We start from the raw sequence: 19137 nt of genomic DNA on the forward strand, positions 1-19137 counted from the left end.
TAATAGATTGCGTTTGCTTATATGTCTCTACTACGTTTTCTCTTTTTCTTCATCCGGTTTTCAAAATCGCGTTCTTCGTAATCCTCACTATGGCTCTCCGGCAACAGGCCTACTAAAACACTAAGGAATCTATCGTCACGGTTAGTGTATAATTGAAAAGGCCCACCCATATCGTCTTCTTTACTCACGGTGGGAACTTGCCTATCAAAAGGCCCTTGGGCAGAATTTGTTTTAATCCCTTTGCTCCACCAGTCGTTAAACATATTCGCCGAAAGATTTTTACCTAGTTGCGAACCATTCCATACGCTTCGGGATTCATGGTCGATAAAAGTAATCCCATAAAGTCTTCCCTGATTATTCCGACGTACCACGACATTGATACCCTGTCCGAGTAGCTGCTTTTTAAAATCAAACTCCCCGCCGGCCATATGCATAGCAGCTTCAATAGTATTTTTAAGTATTGCCTTTGAAGGATGCTTTGCCATTTCCGTCCTGGACTTTTCATAATGCGCTTCGAGATGATCCAGGCCTGCATGTCGGCCGAACGAGGAAGATTTAAAGGGATTACCCGCTTTTTCTCCTTTAGAATCAAGGGCAAAGTAGACCAAACCTTTTTTTGGTTTGCCATAGGCTTCCCCGCTTACCTGCTCGCAGGTAATATTAAAGAGGGAAAGTAGCGCATTATAAGTACCAAGATTAGGGAACAAATAATATTGGGGCAAATACCGGATTACTGCTGCAAGCTGGCTTTTTACGTTGCCTTTGGCATAGTCAATAGGCTTGAAAAAAAGCTGGCCATTTTGCTGTGTTTTTTCATCCGCTGGTTTTAAATTAAATTTCTTTTCAAGGTTACGGCAGGCTGCCATAGAACGGTGGTGGTCATAACTGTCGTTGATCTTGCGTCCATCGATTTGTACACAGGTTGTCACGATATGGATGTGGGTACGCTCAATATCAGTGTGCTTATAGACTATGTAGGGCTGGCTTGCGTAGCCCATTTCCTTCATATATTGCTCTGCCATCTTCATAAAGCGCTCGTCACTGACTTTATCGGAGGGATCGGGATTCAGGGAAATATGCCTAACCGGCTTTTCCGTTTTGTTGTTAGCCAATAGGTACGGCTCGAAGGAGCGACAGATCTGCGCTGTAGTCAGGTGGCCATCAAATGCCTCAGGTATCTTATGGGTAAGCAATACCTTGCCGTTTTCCCTCTCCACCTTTTGTTGATTATAGGAAACAGCGCCAAAAATATTTACTCCCTTACCAATCTTGGCAATCATTTTTACTGTTTCTTATTGAGGTATTGTGACTCAAATACCTTGGTTAGATCAATAATTTTGCTGCAAAGTGTAGCCATTTCAAGGGTCTGTTTTTCGAGTCTGTACAGGTAAGCTGCCGCTTTTTTTTCAGTAAAGTTGCGGTATAATATCTTAACCACCTGGTTATAATTTACGCCTACCGACCTGAAAATGGTGTAGAATTTTGTCAACTGCGTATGGTATTCCATTGCCTGCATATCAATTTTTACCACCTTAATTTCCCTCTCCAGCAGAAGTGAAATGATAAACTTTGCCTTGTTGTGCATACCGGAAGTCTCATACAGCGACAACAGTTTTGCATTTTCTTCGTCATTCAGACGAAACACATGCCTGTGGGTACTTGGGTTAAGCTTTGGCTTACGCCCACCTTTTTTCCTTTGTTCGTTATCCTGTTCATTCATAATCAATCCATTTTAAAGTTAAAACACCCGACTTCGGAGGGATGTTCCAGCTCCCTGCAAGGGCAAGTTGTTTTGAGGCACCGATTGGGTTTCGGGTGCCTCAAAACATAACTTGCTCCTTTCCTGCGAAAGGAAATCCGCCCTGCTGGACAGATTAAGTTTAGCAAGGATGAAAACGGCTTCCTGCCGTTTATCCATATTTGGGGATAATCACTTTGGTACTTGCAAAGTAAAGGCTTGTTGTTCAAATCATTGATAGCCAAATCAGTGCCAAGGAAAGACGTATAATGCCCATCACTTCCAAAGGAGAAAATCTGCGAATTAGTTGTGTACTATTGTTCCTGCATTTGTAATTACGTTGACATGTATAAACGTAATTATGTAGCTACACTGGCACAACCGAACGCCAGTGATACGGTATAAGCAGACTGATAGGCATTTATAAAAAAATACAAAAAAAGGTAAGGATGCAGATATGTGAGTGTCAATATAACTATAGCCATGTGCCCGCCCAGGCATACCGTTGTTCGCAACTTTACACATAATAGCAGCCATAAATACCTGCTTACGAAACAACCTATAACTATAACAGTATCGGTAAGATGGTATGGTATCATAAATAAGTATAAATAATTACGGATAACAATATGGAAACACAGCACAACACATTATTTGTAGCCTTTGCTTCCCAAAAGGGAGGTGTTGGTAAAAGCACTTTTACAAGTCTTGTAGCAAGTGCGATGCACTACCGATTGGGATACAATGTTGCGGTATTAGACTGCGACTTCCCCCAGTACAGCTTGGTGCAGATGCGTGAACGGGATATGAAAGCTGTTATGGAAAATGAAGCGTTTAAAAAGATGGCGCACCGGCAATTCCTGACCCTTAATAAAAAAGCCTATCCTATCCTTCAGCATAAAGCAGAAAACGCGCTTGAAGCTGCCCAGGCGTTAATCGCCTCGTCAGAAGCCCCCATAGATATACTCTTTTTTGACTTGCCCGGAACGGTAAACTCGGCAGGGATCATTAAAGCATTGGCGAGAATGCATTACGTATTTACCCCAATAATCGCTGACCGGGTGGTGATGGAAAGTACACTGGTCTTTACACAATTAATTACCGATGTACTGATGAAACAACAAAGTGTCAGTATCAAAGAAGTTTATCTCTTTTGGAACCAGGTAGATGGTAGGGAACGCAACCCATTATATGAATCCTATAGCGAATTTATCCGGTCGCTTGGGCTAAAACTGATGAAAAATACCATTACAAACAGCGTCCGGTTCAGGAAAGAAAGCGAGCCTGATGCAAAGGCAGTATTTCGGTCCACCTTGTTACCAGCCGATGAGCGCCTGATGGAGGGCTGCAATCTTGATGCCTTTATCAATGAGTTTTTACAAATACTGAATTGTAATCGATATGGAAAAGGAAGATAAAAAAAACAGCGACAGCGGGGAGATCGATGAGCAATACCTGATGTCCATGATGGCAGGCGGTGTCCGTAAGGAAGGGCTTGAGGCGAAAGCTGCCCCAGATAGGCGACACCCCTCGAAAGAGCCTTCAGTAAGTAAAGATAAAAAGCTGCGAAAAAATATTTCAGAGGACTACGAAACCTTGTTTTTACGAAATACTGAGGGGAACGCCCGTTTAGGAAAATCAGTCTATATCCGTCAGGATTTCCATGAGAGGCTTACCCGGATCGTACAGGTTATCGGAGAAGACAAAGTGAGCCTCTATTCCTATTTGGAAAATGTGCTGGAGTATCACTTCAGAGAGTTTAGTGACCAGATTAAAAAGAGTTTTGATGATAAATATAAACCAATATTATAATTATGGAGACTATTATTATATGCCTGTTAGTACTGGCAATTGCGCTGTTAGTATATGTTATAGCACAAGGAAAAAAAGAAAAAAATAATGTACTACATAATGAAGATCCGCTGGCCGGATTGCCTGATATTATTGGGAGGCCGAAAGATGCTTCCAATTATTCATCCCCTAGTACCGCCCAAAGCAAAAGGGAAGATACTTTAAGCACAACCGATAACTTTGACAAAAGACATGAGGGAAGACCTAAGGTTTATAAGATTCCGCAGGAAGAGCCAGAAATGGCTGAAAAAATATTACCGGACTGGAATGAGGAGGAAGAAGAAATGGGAAGGTACTCGGCTTACGGCACAGAAGATGGTTTTGCTACAGGGGTTACCTTTGATGAACTTGCTAGCCTCGAAAGGTTACTGGAGCGTGAGACGGCTGTACCTTCTAACAGAGAAGATGCCTTAAGTATTATTTCTAAAATCGATGGAACCGAACTTTTGAATCTGCTGGAAAGCAAAGTTGGGGAGGCATCCACAAAAATAGCAACCCTGTTGGACAGCCACCTAGCCAATGGATAGACAGCGGTGGTTAAATTTTCCTAACTATCTTTATGCAAAAAAACATAATATAAACGATACCAAAATAACTGCTTCCGGTTACCTATTCTTTAATAAGTATAATTATTTTTGCATAGATTGATAATAAAGTGTATTTTTTCCAAAATGTAACAAATATAAAGTAGTGTGAGCCCTATAAAGAATAAAAAAGTTGAAGCAATTATAGCCGAAATCATTGATCAGTATGCTTATGCAGATAAATCTGAGAGACCATGGATTATAGGCTTTAGTGGAGGTAAAGATTCTACCGTTTTATTAATGTTGGTTTGGATTGCTTTACAGAGGATCAGGACTGAAATGCCGTTCCCTTACCAACTAAGAAGAAAAGTTTATGTTGTCTGCAATGATACAATGGTTGAAAATCCAATTATTGCAAATTATGTCGAGGATGTTCTTGTAAAAATCAGTGAGGCCGCCAGGGATCAGGACTTACCAATATTTGTTCAAAAAACTACACCTAAATTGGAAGAAACATTTTGGATCAATGTAATCGGCAAAGGCTACCCAGTACCAAACAATTCCTTCAGGTGGTGTACCGATAAGCTGAAAATACGCCCAACATCAAATTTCCTTGTTGAGCAAGTTGACCAAATGGGGGAAGCAATAGTTTTGCTGGGAACCCGATACGATGAAAGTGCTACGCGAGAACGGTCAATACGCCGCCATGAAGTGACCGGAAAAAGATTATCAAAACACCAAACTTCGGTCAATACTTATACCTATGCTCCAATTAAAGAAATGCTATTAGACGAGGTGTGGTACATCATAAATGCCGTTCCGTCTCCATGGGGATTTGACAATTCAATTCTGTTCCAAATATATGCTGACGCTAGTGCTGACGATTACGAGTGCCCGACAGTGGTGGTAAACAAAGAACACAATTCCTGTGGACAAAGCCGATTTGGATGTTGGACCTGTACTGTTGTTAAGAACGATAAGTCCATGTCGTCTTTAGTAAATAACGGCCAGAACTGGATGCAGCCTCTATTGGATTTTAGAAACAGATTGGTTGAAGGTCGTAACATCTCCGAGAATCGTTCGGATACCAGAAGAAATGGTCAGGAGGCTGTCAGGGAAGACGGGACATTTAATGGCAATTATACTTCAGAATACCGATACCAGATCCTTAAAGACCTGTTGTCTGTTCAGAAGGAGATTCAAAAAGATCGCCCGCATGTAACCTTAATAAACAATCAAGAGCTTATAGCAATTCAGGTAATATGGAATAGAGATGGATATTTTGAGCATACTGTCGGTGACTTATATAAGGAAATTTACAATAAGGAAATAAGTACAAACAATATTAAATCCCTCGACGATACCGAGCGAAGGATCTTAAGGGATGTATGCGAAGAAGATGTTAGATATTACCATTTGATTGATAACCTCATTGCATTACAGGAAACAAAAACATTAATGATATCCAAATATGGCCTTCATAATGATGTCGAAAAGAGAATTGAAAATTTTGTAAATGAGAACGAGCAATGAAAATCAGTAAAATAAAATTTCATAACTTCAGAATTTACAAAGGGGAAAACGAAATTGTGTTTTCTCCCAACAATTCTAAAAATATAAATATTATTGCCGGCAAAAATGGCTTTGGTAAAACCACTTTCCTTACTTCTTTAATTTGGGTATTTTACGGAAAGATGATGAGTGAAGTAGAAGAGAAATACAAAAAAGATATCAAGAATGCCGGAGGATACGAAAAATTCATTAAAACGCTTCTAAATCGGGACATTAAAACAGAGTTTGAGAGCGATGGAAAAGTTCTCCCCGTTTTCTCGGTAGAAATTGAGCTAAAGGACATTTTAATCCCTTCAATACCATGTAGGTCTGTAGTTATCAAGAGATCGTATAATTTAAGAAAAGATGCAGAAGAATTAAAGATCTTTATCGATGGCCTGGAAAACGAATTAACAAAGGAAGTTGGTTTGGATGTTTTTATCAATGATTTCATTTTACCTCGTGAGATAGCCAAGTTCTTTTTCTTTGATGCAGAGAAGATAGTCTCATTGGCGGAAGCAAAAACTAAGTCAGAGTTAAAAAACCTTAGTAAGGCTTATTCGGAAGTTCTGGGAATCAAGAAATACGAAGACCTAAAAAAGAATCTCGAAACATTGTTGATAAAACTTCGCAGAAGTGCCGCATCTGATATGCAACAAACTAAGTTACGCGAGCTAACTGCTAAGGAAAGTGAGTTAATTGGTTTGCTTGAAATCAATCACGACAAGCAGGTTAACATAGATCGTGACATCAATAATCTTAAACAAATCAGTGAAGGCCTTCAGGAAAAACTAATCCGTGAAGGTAACGGAGTCACTTTAGAGGAACTTCAGAGCATGAAAGCCGAACGGGACCGTCTAAAACATGATTCTGTTGAAATTAAAGGTAAACTGAAGAAATTAATGGATATCGCCCCTTTAGTAATTGCAGGGGAGAAAATGCTGCAGCTAAAGGAACAGATTTTATTAGAGCAAAAGCAGAAATCCGGTTCAATAGACAAAACTGTCCTGATCCGGGAATTAGATTCCTTTTCTAATGCCCTTTTAAAGAAATTAGAATCTTTTAGCTTAGATACTGACACTAGAATTATTGTAGAGCGCGCTTTGAAACAAACTTTGTCTGATAAAGAAAATACTCCAATAAAACCGAATTCAGCAAAGGTACTCTTAGACTTTTCTGTCGAGCAAGCCAGGAATTTTGACGCAGTATTTAACAATATAAAAGGTGCCTTTTCCAATCAGTTTAATGCTGTTGTTCAGCAAGAAAAGAACAACCGCATGTTTCTTAGCAAGGTATATAGCCAAATCCGCCAAGCTGAGGCTAGGAAGGATAATCCATTGGCAAAAAAACTGCGTGAGGAGAAAAAGGAAATAGAAGATAAGATTTCCGTACTGACCTTAAACAAAGGGAAACTCATCGAAGAATCAGATAGCCTGAATGCTAAACTGAACTCGACAAGAAAGGTTTTATCTGAATATGAAAAAAATTTCAGGCTAGTAGAAACCGACCAAAAAAAATATGAAGTAACCGAAAATCTATTAAAAAAGATAAGTACGATTATTCAAAAAATCAAAGAAGATAAAAAATATTCGCTGCAGAAATCGATTATGCTTGGGCTTAGGAAAATCATGCATAAGAGCGACTTTATTCACAATATCCGCGTGAACGTAACCGATGATGTGATGGATATTGATTTGCTTGACAGAAACGATACTACCATTGATAAGGATTCGTTGTCTAAAGGCGAGCAACAACTATATGCTACAGCATTATTAAAAGCATTAGTCGATGAGTCCGGTATTAAATTTCCTGTCTTTATTGATAGCCCGTTACAGAAGTTCGACAAATATCATTCTAAGAATATCATTAAGGAATTTTATCCCGCTATTTCGGAACAGGTGGTCCTATTCCCACTATTAGAAAAAGAATTATCGGAACTGGAGTATGATTACCTAAAACCTTATGTAAATAATGTTTTTGTAATTGAAAATCAGCGTGAAGGGTCAAGCTTCAAGGCATTTGCTGTTGACCAGCTATTTAAGGATTTAAAAAGGGAAGAGGATGTTTACGCAAATTAAGACAAGCAAAAAGAATAAGGAAGTAGTAGCTTTCCTAACCCGTAAATTGGGTTTAGGAACTGAAAATGTGATTGCCAGAATTGCTTTTTCGTATTCACTATCCAAAAACAGGAAGCTCGATTTAAATGATATCCAGGATGCTAGCGGTAAAGAGTATTCTAAAGGAGTACTTTTTGGAGATTACTATGATATTTACCTGGGTTTACTTTGTGTGCATTATGGCTTGTATAAAACGGATAAAGATATTGGCCGATATATAAAAATGCACGTTGATGATGGTCTTCAGTTGTTGACTAGTGAAGTCAACAGTCTTTCAAATATGGACGGCTTTGATTTTCTTTCTGAAAAGATTGAGAACAGTTTAAAGATAATAAATGATTAGGGATTCAACTTTCGATTTATTAGACGCAAATTATACTACTCATGTAGTAGATTATTTAAGCCTTAAAGATGAGCTGAGATATAAAAACTCAGAAGAGACGTTCATCCTAGATCCAAATTACTGGGAGAAGTATTATCGAATAATAAATCAAACAGGTTGTGTTTTCAATTGGCAGGAATTTAAATTCGACAGTAGGCCCGATTTAGATACATTAATACCTTCTGATGACATAGGGATTTATTTGTTTATTATTAAGCCTCCAAACAGAATCAATGATTTACCGAAATTTGTTGTATATGTCGGGATTTCAGGAGAGGACGGATCCAATAGGCCATTGAAAGAGAGACTAAACGATTACCTGAATTACAATGTTATTAAGAAACGTAAAAAAATACACAGGATCTTGAAGAAGTATTATGCTGAAGCATATGTTTCTTACACTACGGTAAATGTTACCTGGCAAGTTTTGGAGCAGATTGAAGAAGCAATGCATGGTTTTTTTGTACCTATTGCTAATGATCGCGATTTTCCAGTAGAAATCAAGTCAATAAAAAAATCATATTAATGAGAAACTATAAATTAGCTCTGCCATGTTTAAGAGGTGTAATAGGAAATTGGGTTTACTATTCATCTTTGATGACTGCAAAGCAAATCTCCGACTCTGTATCAACTGTTAAAGAGATCCGTGAGGCTGAAAGCTTGGATGAAGTGCTTCAAAGAAAACTAAAAGAACGCAAACATGATATAGCACGATATTTACTCAGTCACGATTCTCGGTTCTTTAACTCAATTATTTTGGGCGTATTTGATGGCGTCCCGGATTGGATTGAATTTGATCTAACTAAGAAGTTTCTGGAAGTTTTGGATGAAAGTGATATCGAAAATTCTGAATCCTCCATGGGTATAATGATTTTTGATGGAAATGAAAAAATATTCGCTATTGATGGACAGCACCGTGTCGAAGGAATTAAAATTGCGCTGGAGAAAGCCCCTGAAAAGGTTAAAGATGACCAATATTCGGTGCTATTTATAGCTCATATTGATGATGAAGAAGGAAGGAAGAGAACAAGAAGATTATTCTCAGACATAAATACGAATGCTAAACCGGTTTCTAAAGGCGATAGGATTATAATAGATGAAGACGATATATCCGCGATTGTTGCCAGAAAATTGTACAGCGATTACAGTTTTTTCAAAGCTGACAACACTATTTCTGTTTCAGAACAATCTAACTTGGATAAGGATGACAGCACCCACTTTACCAATTTGGTAACTTTACATACAGTCAACAGACATTTAAAAAAGCTGTTTAAAATTCCAGCTGGGACGAAGCCTAATGATCTTGACAATGTAGAGGCACTTTTTAAAATAGCCACCGATTTTTATGATTTTATGTTTAATAATTTAACTGATTATAAAAGCTATTTTCTAGATTCAGCTTTGACCTTAATTCAGGCTAGGGCTAATAATTCACACTTGTTATTTAGACCGATAGGGTTAATACTGATGGCAAAGATCTATGTATATTATAAGTTAAACAATATCGATACCAGTGAACTTTTAAATTTAAATAAATTAAGTTTTGTTTTTCCTGCTAGCTACCTTGAAAATATCTTGTGGAACAATGGCAGTATGGAAGTCAGACAAAAAAATCAAAATTTGGCTTTTGACTTAACGCTGTATATGCTTAATAGGTTTCCATCTGATAAAGAAGATAGTCTTTTAAATGCTTACAAAAGTATTTTAAAAAATGTAGATGCCACGTTACCCGCTAAAGTTACAGATGTTTAGCCTCATTTGGAAGTTAACTACATTTGTATAGACTGTATTTAAAGCTCGTATAATTTTTAAATACAGTCTATAATTTTATTACATTGAAAGTAATTCCCAAAACGCTTTATCCTTAATCAATATTGGAGGAGATCCCGCCAGGTTAACGATACTCTGGTGTTTTTCCAGTCCTTTTATAGTTTTTATAAGGTTTTCCCTTTGCTGCTTTGTTTCAAGAGAAAACAATGAGTCTACTTCTTTGGTTTTGATTTCATTGACACGGTGGATCACCCACGTTAAGATATAGTTTGAGTATTCATTTTCACTTGTAGCAAAGTGGTTTAAAAACTGAGTGGATAAGATGGTCCCTACACCAAATTCACGTCCTTCTTTCAATATTTTACGGATCGAAGTAAAATTTTTACTCAGAAAGTTATCCGCTTCGTCTACTAAAATCATCTTTTTTAATTGTCGTTTATGGCCGTTAATCAAGCTATGCCCGTGACGTTGCATTTGCGTATAAAATGCATCTAATGTTATAGCCACAATTAAATTCTGGATCGATTCGTCATAACCGGAAAGATTAATGACAACAACACCCTGAATCAGGGTATACAGGGACTGGGTCTTAGCGGTATCCGGCTCAAAAATTTCAAACTCAGAGAGGTTCGATATGGCTGCATATAAACTGTCCTGTGAATTAGTTTCATTGCCTAAGTAGATATTACATACGTCTCCCAGTGTCGGCGCGGATTGCAGCCAGGATTCCCTGTTGCCTTTAAAGATACCCTTGCTTTCATATGCTTCAACTATTACATCACGTAGCTTTTGCTTTTGTACGTTTCCAAGATTGAATGCATTGGAGATGGTTTCCTTAATATCATTGGCTGTATGCAAGGGCAACATCGGTTTAGATTGGTCAGTTGCATCTAATGCTAAGGGATTGTAGGGCAAGTGGTAGGGCTCAAGAACTTTTGCTTTGGTAGCATTGACGAAATCATCCTTAATATAATCCCCTTTGTAATCGAAGATCAATATACCTAATTTCTCATCTCCAATATTTTTATCCGCATTCATTATCAGCTGGGTAATTAGAGATTTAGTAAATTGTGTCTTACCAGTCCCCATTGTCCCAATGATACCGGTATTAGTGTGCATCACTTTGTTGGTATCATTTGGCTGCCACATTACCTGTTTTTGCGTGTTTAAATCAGTGCCAAACAGTATTTCTATCCCTTCACCAGTTCCCAAAAAGGGCATCAGATCAGCTTCTTCAGGCAAATCTATATTCACAATTTCTTCGCTTACCTCGTCCAGGTCTGCATCGTCGGATATTAGATCGATATCCTCAAAGGGCTCCAGGAATGTATATGTTGGCGCCGTGATATCAGCGTAGTTATTTCTTAGCAAAAGATTTTTGTCAATCGTAGTCTCCGTTTCATGAAAAAGATGGATTAAATCGTCAATAGAATTTACCAGAAAGTTATAGCCATCTTCTTCGCGCAGGTCAACCCTCATAAAACCGTTTACAATACTTATTTTTCTCTGATAAACATCATTACCAAAATGGATCAACCCAAAAGCCCCTATCGTATCGTTCAAACGATTACTGATAGTGAAATTATTATTCATCAGGTCAGCCCTGTAATTGTCGGTTATCAAATTCCACTTTTGGTTATCCCACACGTGAAATAGCTTCATTTTCTCTGCATTAGTTAAAGCCAGCTTACCAAAGAAATTTTGATAAAACTTACCTAAGAATCCATCTTTGCTGAGGTGCTCATAAAGCAAATGAGCGGTTCTTTTTCCCTGGTCAATCCCTTTTTTTACAATATTCAGCCCACCGATTTTAAGTTCGACAGGGTACAGGTACATTAATAGATCGCCTTCGAACAATTCTAAGCCGATAAGTAATAGATCATCGCTAAATGAACCGATGGCGCCAAGATTTTTAGTAGAAAATAATCCATCGCCGGTATTTAATCCCGCATTTCCTGATACCCTCAATATCTCTTCTAAAGAGATCGGCACCCATATTATATTTTCCTGATGCAAGAAAGTAAGGGAGGATTTGATTCCTGACAAAAGACTTAACTTCTCACGCGGGAACTGGCTCTGTTGGCGAATAAGTCGTAGCAACCAATCCCCGTTGATGGCATTAAAAAAATTAATAATGTTTACAGTGTCTGAAGCCGCATCAAATCGTACATGATGTTTTTCCAGAAACTCTTTCACTACAAATTCGTACTGATTGGTTTTTCTGCTAACGGTAATAGCATCGTAACCGTTGGAATTATTGTACTGATCACTGTAATGAATAATCACCAGATCCTTACTCTCTTTAAAAAAGTCAAGATCAACTTTTGGATCAATGTAAGTGACCCACTGTGAATTATGGTATAGCTTCTCTAATTGTACCTTAATTTCATAATTAATAGTAGTACAAAGGGCCTTGTTACTCTCATAGGGATGCCCATTGTTAGCAACGCGGGCGAAGGCATTAAATAATATTGAAAGTTTAATCAGCTCTGATGGCTGGCCAGGCAAGTCCATTGTCCCGAAACCGGTCCGGTAATTTTGAACCCTTGGTGTCGAAGATACATCAGCAATCAAACCGTTAAGCGAGATGCCTGTCTTAACTAAGCTCATCTCATCATAGGATTGTTCTGTCTTTGTAATATCAAACTGATAAAAAGTGATATGGGAATATTCAAAATCCTCTGTCTTTTGGGGCATCTTTTTGGAAAAGAATTTTACCTTTCCAAGAAATACATTTAAAAGATCCTCTTTATCAAAATTTTTAGTTTTTAATTCAATGCCTAAATTTCGCTCGACATCCTCCACCCGGTCATAAAATGTCAGTTCTTCAAATTTTGTAACAATGTTATCGGAGCCATAAATACTGACTTCAATGGGCAATACCTCAGACAAGCGTTTATTTAGGTTGTTATTCAGGTATTTTCTGTAATATTCGAAAATACCCTGAACAATTTCTTTACAATCCCCCACATTAATAACATTAATCTTTACAGGTGATTTGCTCGACTGAGCAAAGAGAAACTCAAAATTTGTCGTAAAGTCTTTAATTTTATCTGCAACCAAACCAGAGACAAAGGTTTTTGGCTGCGCTTGCTTAGAATTCAGGTAAATGGTATAATACAACCATTCCGGTGAGTGGCTTGATTCAATGGGAACATATATTTCACTTGATCTTCCTTCTATATAAGGCACAAGATTGTATGGGCTTAACCTTTTTAGTATGGCATTGTATATGTCTTCATCGCCTAAGTCTTCATTTAATTGAAGCTGGTACGCGACATTTAGGGGATGCAAAGGGCTGAATTTTATTTTCTGTTCGCCACCCACTTCCTTAACAACACCAAGCCAAAGCAAATTCTTCTGTTCCGCTGTTAAGGGAGCATTCTCCTTGAGGTCCTCTAACTGTCTTATGTAAGCCTGTACGAATTCTAATGCAATCCCTTTCAGCTCCGCATTTAGATATGCGAGGCTGGGCTGTATTTGACGGTTCCTATAATAGTTTCTTAATTTGTCAAAGGCCAGCTTAATTGATTCATCTAATTGAATATCATTTACAGTAATAGTATTTTCATTTCCCAAGAACCATGAGTATGCTTCAGAATGTATGATTTCCTGCTCCTGAATAAGATTGTTCCTAAATTCATCCCGTACTGTCTTCTCGTTGTTTTTAAACAGTAATTTTATGGTGTTGCCATCAGTGATGTACTTAAAATCAAGCTTATGCACCCTTTTGTCTTTCCAGACATCCAAACCTGTAATTGGCTTTGGCAATTCAAAGTCATTCTTTATCGCGATCGGTACTTGAATACCAAAAAGATTAACATTAAAGTGAATTAGATCCTCCTGGGCTAACGAGTAGTCGTTCTCAAGTACTAATTTCTGTTCCTCACTTACATTATAAACCGTATTGAGGCTTATTACATCATTGATCGGTATTTCGCCGACAGGATTAAATACTAAGGAAGCATTTTCTTTTATCTGAAGAAAAGAGCCGGATTTCTGAATGTTCAGTAGAAAATTGCCCTCGAACTGTGAAAGGACGTTTGATTTAAATGGCAGGTGCAGAATCCTGATAAGATATTTCTTATCTGTGTCAGGATCCCTGTACTCAACTACGCTAAACAAATTTTCTGCATCAAATGACTTACATTCAACTATAATACTGAAACCACTAGTGGAAACACCGACGCCTTTCGACTGACTTCTTGCACTTAATCCCTCTTTCTTCATAAACTGATCATATCGAACAGTAATTTTAAGAGGCAGTTCTAATGTAGGGTTGAAGACAATTATGTTCACATTTCTCCTTTTCGATGCGGAATCTCCATCCGTCTTAAACCAAAGTGTCTGAAGTAAATTGTCTCCTTCGACAGTTTGAAAAACCGGCGGTGCCTTTTCTTTCTCCTTATCCATCCATCTCACGAGTTCTGAATAGTCGAAATCACGCCAGTCCTCTTTTACAATTCTTGTAAGTGCTGCGTCAGGAAAATCCTGTTCTAAATCTGTGGCCAGATTTCCATTAAGAGAAATGTTCTCGAATTTCTCGTATAGAGTAAAGTTACCCGCCAGATTTTTAGAAAGGTCGCCCTGTATACTGCTTAATTCTGCCTGGGGGAAAAGTCCAAGATATCTGTAGTCGGTCCGTTCAATTGATCCTTTCTGAAGCGAATTTACAACTTGTTCATAATCAAATATGGAATTATTATCCTCAACAACACTTTTTGTCTTCCTATCCAATACGGATTTTAAGATTAGCTTCTCATGTCTTTTTAGTGAAGAGTTATGCTCAATGTCCTGCTCTATCTGACTTTTAAAACGAGTGTGATGTAACGGCATGCCTTCCTTGATCAGGCTGCCGCTCCCACCAAGCAGGCTGTCCAGTTTTCCGCTGAACAAAATTAATATTGCTGTGCCTTTAAAAATGTCATTTTGATCTGCTACTTTATTACGCAGTGTTGTAAAGTAATCTTCTGTGGCAGAAGTACTGGATGCCACTATCACCTGTGCCCCATTTATCGCTAAACTAAAGGTAGTATAAGGCTCTCCTCCTTCAGGATGCGTATACGAAAAAGATTCCGCGTTAATAGAAGAATTATCCTTTAGGGCTTCATATAATGATTTAATACTTTCCGTATTTTCAAGGTACAGATTGAATCGCTCTCCTGGCTGAATTTTTTGAGCAGTAAAGTAATTGATAATTAAATCCGAAATGTAGTTATATAGTTGACTTGACATACTGTGCATCACCGCTATCGCTTTTTTTCTCTATTAAATTTATCTTTTCAAACAACCTGATAATTTCAAGTTTCGTGCTTTCATCGAATGCAATTCCCCGGTCCTGCATTTTATCCCATAGTGTCCTCAATCTGATTTTCTCCTCGTTTCCTATGCATATCCTTGTAAACAGTAGTAAAAGCTCTTGCGATAGTACAGTGGTATTGCCTAATCGTCCTCTATATTTTGTATAATTAAGCTTAGCAAACTGATAAAATCCGTAAGCATATTTTACTTCTGCGTTTTCACGTTTTGTATTGCGAAACTGATAATTGATTGTATACCAAAGGCTAAATATATCTTTAGAGATCGGATCAGTAAAGTTCCTCGTGGCAATATCGAGATCCATCATGCGTTTACACTCTTCCCAGCTTCCGCTTACTAAATCAATGCTATCCATGTAAAAAGAAATTATTTCTGAGATGCGTTCCCGGAATTTCTGTTTCTCTTCCGGATTCAGCACCGCATATTCTTCAGCGATATTACTATAATTACCAACGGAATTGCCGTCAATCTGAATGTAATTCAACAACTCTGCAGTATTAACATGGGCAAAAATGGAGTCCGAAAGGCCACTGAGCTTTTTCCAACCTATCGCATGGTTTTTAAGCCTAGTTTCCGATAAGGTCTCCCAATCCATTGTATAATAAATAGGTTTAATCTTTACAGGTACACTTCCAAAATCATTAAAATGCAAGACAGCTTGGCTGAGGTAATGGAAATAATAGTATTTAAAAAAATCCTCGACGTGTTTTAGGAATAAAGCATTATGGGTGGCTAAAAACTGAAAATCCTCCAAAAATTGCTTTTTAATTCCCGGAAACAAGTTATGGTAAGATGACAGATTTGTCTTTAGTGCTGCATCTGGTAGCTCCGGCAGGCATTGGATTATCAATTGATTTAGTAAATTCTCACCAATAGTGTCTTCATTGAAGATGCTGTCGCCAAAATCATCATTCAGAAATATCTCGAATAAGAACTTTGAAATTTCCCTGATAACATTATTTGAACTCATAAAGTTCATATAGGATAAGGTCTTGATATTAAATTTTACCAGGCCGTTATCCTCGTCAAAATATAAAGAGGATAGTATATTTTTCAGTTCTTCGCCATTTTCTGTTTGGACTTTACCCTCGGCATTGTTAAGGATCGTTCTTTTCAGCTCCGATTTAAAATTCTTCGCACTATCGCTTAGCTCAATTTGTGATTTGTTATTCAGTATCCTGAATAGTTCACCTATTACTCCCTGAAAAGATTTGAAATCTTCATCAAAAGTGCCACCGCTTAACTTTGTATTAAAGGGCAATAACTTGATCTTATTTCCTGTATAATGGCCCCTGAATTTTTGATCTTTATTGAGATATCTCGATTGAAGACCATTTATCTCATTATTATCTATTTCTATCTGCATCATATCACCTCGAATTTAAAACCGCTAAAGGCACTTTTTGAAAACTTGTAATCAACAGGCTTTCCTACATTCACCTCGTCAATATACAAAGGAGCTTGTCTATTGTTTTGACTGATTAGCATATTGATGGCGCTAACAAAATACACGTAATTGTTGTTATCCTTTTTGTTAGGACGATATCCCTTAGAAATCATTTTGAGTATTTTAAATAAACTGAAATCCACGTTTATCTTCAGCGGCTTCCTGTCGTTTGTAATTTTAAAAGATATGACGAATTCTTGTGTAAAACGGTGTAGGACGGTATTATCCTTCTGCGGTAAAAAATCAATATCAGGAACCGCTTCAAAATCTTTGAATATGCGGTACTTTGTCTGCTTTCTGCCTACGTTAACGATTACCTTGCCACTTGTTTTTGGATCGCCATTCCAATTGCTTGCGGCATTTTCAACAAGTGCGTAAATATTCTGCAGAGATGTAATGTTGTGGTTATTGTAATGAAACAACGAAATTAGATACTCGTCGTAATCACTGTCTTTCAAATAGTCTTTTTCAAAATAATTGCTGAAATAGTTTAAACGTATAAAGAAACGGGACAACCTTAATGCGGAAATTTTCCCTTTTTCCAGCTTGTTTTCCATATTTTGAAGGTACTTACCAGAAATATGGTTAGAAAAGATATGGAATGTGTTTTCAGTGTTCACCAATGTCAACAGCGTTTCGTCGGTCGATGTATTCCTTGAATTGCAGGGATCCAGATTTTCCATTTTTTCAAACAAGCTGGAAAGCTCAGGATGCTCGAATAGGTAATTCGGAGTTAAGTTTGCGATATATTCCGCAGCCTGCATCTTTTCCACTACATCGAAGTAATCGGTATCGCTTAATACAGAAAGATCAACCGGCACAATAATATCGTAAATAAAATTGAGCAGCGTCCGGACAGAGACAATTTCTTTATAAACAATAATCGCTTTTATAATCAACTGCGATATAATGACCCTGTTTCTCTCTTCAAATAGAAACTCGTAATTATACAAAATGGGGCAATCTATTTTATCCTGACATATTGCCTTATAATCTTTATATCCTTTATATATTACATTATCCTCATTGTCCGTTATGATCTTCTCCAGCAGCGATAAAACAATATCTGATACAGGCCCCTTTTCCGTTAATACGTATAAATGGTAGTCGGTAAAGTTAATATGATGGAAGTTACTTTTCGCGTCAAATGCGTCACTAGTTATTAGTTCATTATCCAGTATCCTGTTATTAGCGATATAGGTTTTTAAAAGCTGAAATTCCGCACCGTATTCTTCTATGAATTTGCTTAACGTCCCTAAATTGATGGCTAAAATTATTTTATCATTGGAGGCCGCTACATTCTTATCCTTGAAACCATCGAGTAATTTGTAAAGGGTCTCGTTAGAAGATTCCTTTGGATTATGAGCTTCAGTAGCATCATTGTGTACAATAAATTTTGAAATTTCATCGGTCAGCTTGTCATGCAAGTAGGACAATATATGTGATTTACCATCTCCAACATTACCGCACACCAAGATAAGCTGTGCTGTATTTACTTCATTGGCACCTGTAATGATTTCTTTTAAATAAATTTCAACATCTCTTTCAATGTGAAGGTATCTTTTGAATTTATCGAGGTTAGAGGAAGTGCCTTGCGCTACGGCATATTTTGAAGACTCTCTAAGTTTTCGCAACTCTACTAATAAAGGGTTTGACCTCATGTACTGTTAAATTTATTTAGAGTTCGTTTAATAATTCTGATAAGGTAATTCTAAAAGCCTTAGCTATCTTTTCAACAACCACCAGGGAAACATTTCGTTTCCCACTTTCAATACCAGGTATATATGTCCTGTCTAAATCTGAAAGTTCAGCGAGTTTTTCTTGAGAATAACCTTCAGCGATTCGCAGCATCTTGACTCTTTTACCAAATTTTGCCTGAATATTTTCCATTTTACCAAATTCGCCCTAAGTAGACGATTGTACAATAGACGACTGTCTACTTTAACAAGTAAAGTCACTGCATATAATCTGTTGAATTGGGGAATATTCCTGCACTATAAAACTTTCTGCGACGGTGGGTATCAAGTACTGCCAATAAAAGACGCACCATTTTTTTTGTTTAGGGAGAGATAGATATTTGACACTATCCTGCACTCAGCAGGTAATTAATAATATTAATTCGGTAAATGTTATGAAAAATCAAAGCAGAAAACTACTGTTTACAGCAGCATCGCTGCTGGCAGTAACCGGAGTTTTCGCCCAAGGCGACGGCTCGGCAGGTATTACAGAAGCCACCCAGATGGTCACTTCTTATTTTGGCCCTGCCACACAACTCATCTACGCTATTGGCGCGGTGGTCGGGCTCATTGGCGGAGTAAAGGTGTATAACAAATTCAGCAGTGGCGACCCGGACACCAGCAAAACAGCGGCCAGTTGGTTTGGCGCCTGTATCTTCCTTATTGTCGCTGCTACAATCCTGCAATCCTTCTTCCTGTAAA

The 19137-nt window shown here is 37.8% G+C and carries 15 protein-coding genes; 9 read left to right on the top strand and 6 right to left on the bottom strand.

Annotated elements, in window-relative coordinates:
- Positions 1 to 17: 17 nt before the first annotated feature.
- Positions 18 to 1280, bottom strand: coding sequence for a conjugal transfer protein MobB (gene mobB, locus Q0K96_RS03735; RefSeq protein ID WP_297332666.1), 1263 nt, complete (start codon positions 1278 to 1280; stop codon positions 18 to 20).
- A 2-nt stretch (positions 1281 to 1282) separates the two neighbouring features.
- On the bottom strand, positions 1283 to 1720 hold the full coding sequence (gene mobA, locus Q0K96_RS03740; RefSeq protein ID WP_297332667.1) for a conjugal transfer protein MobA: 438 nt from the start codon (positions 1718 to 1720) through the stop codon (positions 1283 to 1285).
- Between the two features lie 647 nt (positions 1721 to 2367).
- Here mobA and Q0K96_RS03745 point away from each other — a divergent pair.
- From Q0K96_RS03745 to Q0K96_RS03780, 8 genes are all read left to right on the top strand, one after another.
- Positions 2368 to 3156: a ParA family protein gene (locus Q0K96_RS03745; protein WP_297332668.1), complete on the top strand. Its 789-nt coding sequence runs from the start codon at positions 2368 to 2370 to the stop codon at positions 3154 to 3156.
- The gene (locus Q0K96_RS03750; protein ID WP_297332669.1) at positions 3140 to 3550 is read left to right on the top strand and encodes a DUF3408 domain-containing protein; all 411 of its coding nucleotides are present in this window, start codon (positions 3140 to 3142) and stop codon (positions 3548 to 3550) included. The genes Q0K96_RS03745 and Q0K96_RS03750 overlap by 17 nt, the downstream gene beginning before the upstream one ends.
- Positions 3551 to 3552: 2 nt before the next feature.
- Positions 3553 to 4116 (top strand): conjugal transfer protein TraD, encoded by a 564-nt coding sequence (locus Q0K96_RS03755; RefSeq protein WP_297332670.1) that lies wholly within the window; start codon positions 3553 to 3555, stop codon positions 4114 to 4116.
- A 165-nt stretch (positions 4117 to 4281) separates the two neighbouring features.
- A complete protein-coding gene (gene dndC / locus Q0K96_RS03760) occupies positions 4282 to 5646 on the top strand; it encodes a DNA phosphorothioation system sulfurtransferase DndC (protein WP_297332671.1) in 1365 nt (454 codons plus the stop codon).
- A complete protein-coding gene (locus Q0K96_RS03765) occupies positions 5643 to 7742 on the top strand; it encodes an AAA family ATPase (protein ID WP_297332672.1) in 2100 nt (699 codons plus the stop codon). The genes dndC and Q0K96_RS03765 overlap by 4 nt, the downstream gene beginning before the upstream one ends.
- Positions 7726 to 8124 (top strand): DndE family protein, encoded by a 399-nt coding sequence (locus tag Q0K96_RS03770; RefSeq protein WP_297332673.1) that lies wholly within the window; start codon positions 7726 to 7728, stop codon positions 8122 to 8124. The genes Q0K96_RS03765 and Q0K96_RS03770 overlap by 17 nt, the downstream gene beginning before the upstream one ends.
- Positions 8117 to 8689, top strand: coding sequence for a hypothetical protein (locus tag Q0K96_RS03775; protein WP_297332674.1), 573 nt, complete (start codon positions 8117 to 8119; stop codon positions 8687 to 8689). The genes Q0K96_RS03770 and Q0K96_RS03775 overlap by 8 nt, the downstream gene beginning before the upstream one ends.
- On the top strand, positions 8689 to 9915 hold the full coding sequence (locus Q0K96_RS03780) for a DGQHR domain-containing protein (protein WP_297332675.1): 1227 nt from the start codon (positions 8689 to 8691) through the stop codon (positions 9913 to 9915). The genes Q0K96_RS03775 and Q0K96_RS03780 overlap by 1 nt, the downstream gene beginning before the upstream one ends.
- A 78-nt stretch (positions 9916 to 9993) precedes the next feature.
- On the opposite strand, the gene dptH is transcribed toward Q0K96_RS03780, so the two are convergent.
- The 4 genes from dptH to Q0K96_RS03800 are packed head-to-tail and all read right to left on the bottom strand — an operon-like array spanning position 9994 to position 18589.
- A complete protein-coding gene (gene dptH / locus Q0K96_RS03785; protein WP_297332676.1) occupies positions 9994 to 15168 on the bottom strand; it encodes a DNA phosphorothioation-dependent restriction protein DptH in 5175 nt (1724 codons plus the stop codon).
- Positions 15149 to 16621: a DNA phosphorothioation-dependent restriction protein DptG gene (gene dptG / locus Q0K96_RS03790; RefSeq protein WP_297332677.1), complete on the bottom strand. Its 1473-nt coding sequence runs from the start codon at positions 16619 to 16621 to the stop codon at positions 15149 to 15151. The genes dptH and dptG overlap by 20 nt, the downstream gene beginning before the upstream one ends.
- Entirely contained in the window at positions 16618 to 18360 is a 1743-nt protein-coding gene (dptF, locus tag Q0K96_RS03795) for a DNA phosphorothioation-dependent restriction protein DptF (RefSeq protein WP_297332678.1), read from the bottom strand. Before dptF ends, dptG begins: the two co-directional genes overlap by 4 nt.
- A 16-nt stretch (positions 18361 to 18376) precedes the next feature.
- Positions 18377 to 18589 (bottom strand): helix-turn-helix transcriptional regulator, encoded by a 213-nt coding sequence (locus tag Q0K96_RS03800; protein ID WP_265175242.1) that lies wholly within the window; start codon positions 18587 to 18589, stop codon positions 18377 to 18379.
- A gap of 241 nt (positions 18590 to 18830) precedes the next feature.
- Between Q0K96_RS03800 and Q0K96_RS03805 the strand changes: the two genes are divergently transcribed.
- Entirely contained in the window at positions 18831 to 19136 is a 306-nt protein-coding gene (locus Q0K96_RS03805; RefSeq protein WP_297332694.1) for a DUF4134 domain-containing protein, read from the top strand.
- The last annotated feature ends 1 nt before the right edge of the window (position 19137 follow it).

It is taken from the genome of Flavobacterium sp. (assembly GCF_024305175.1).
GTDB lineage: Bacteria > Bacteroidota > Bacteroidia > Flavobacteriales > Flavobacteriaceae > Flavobacterium.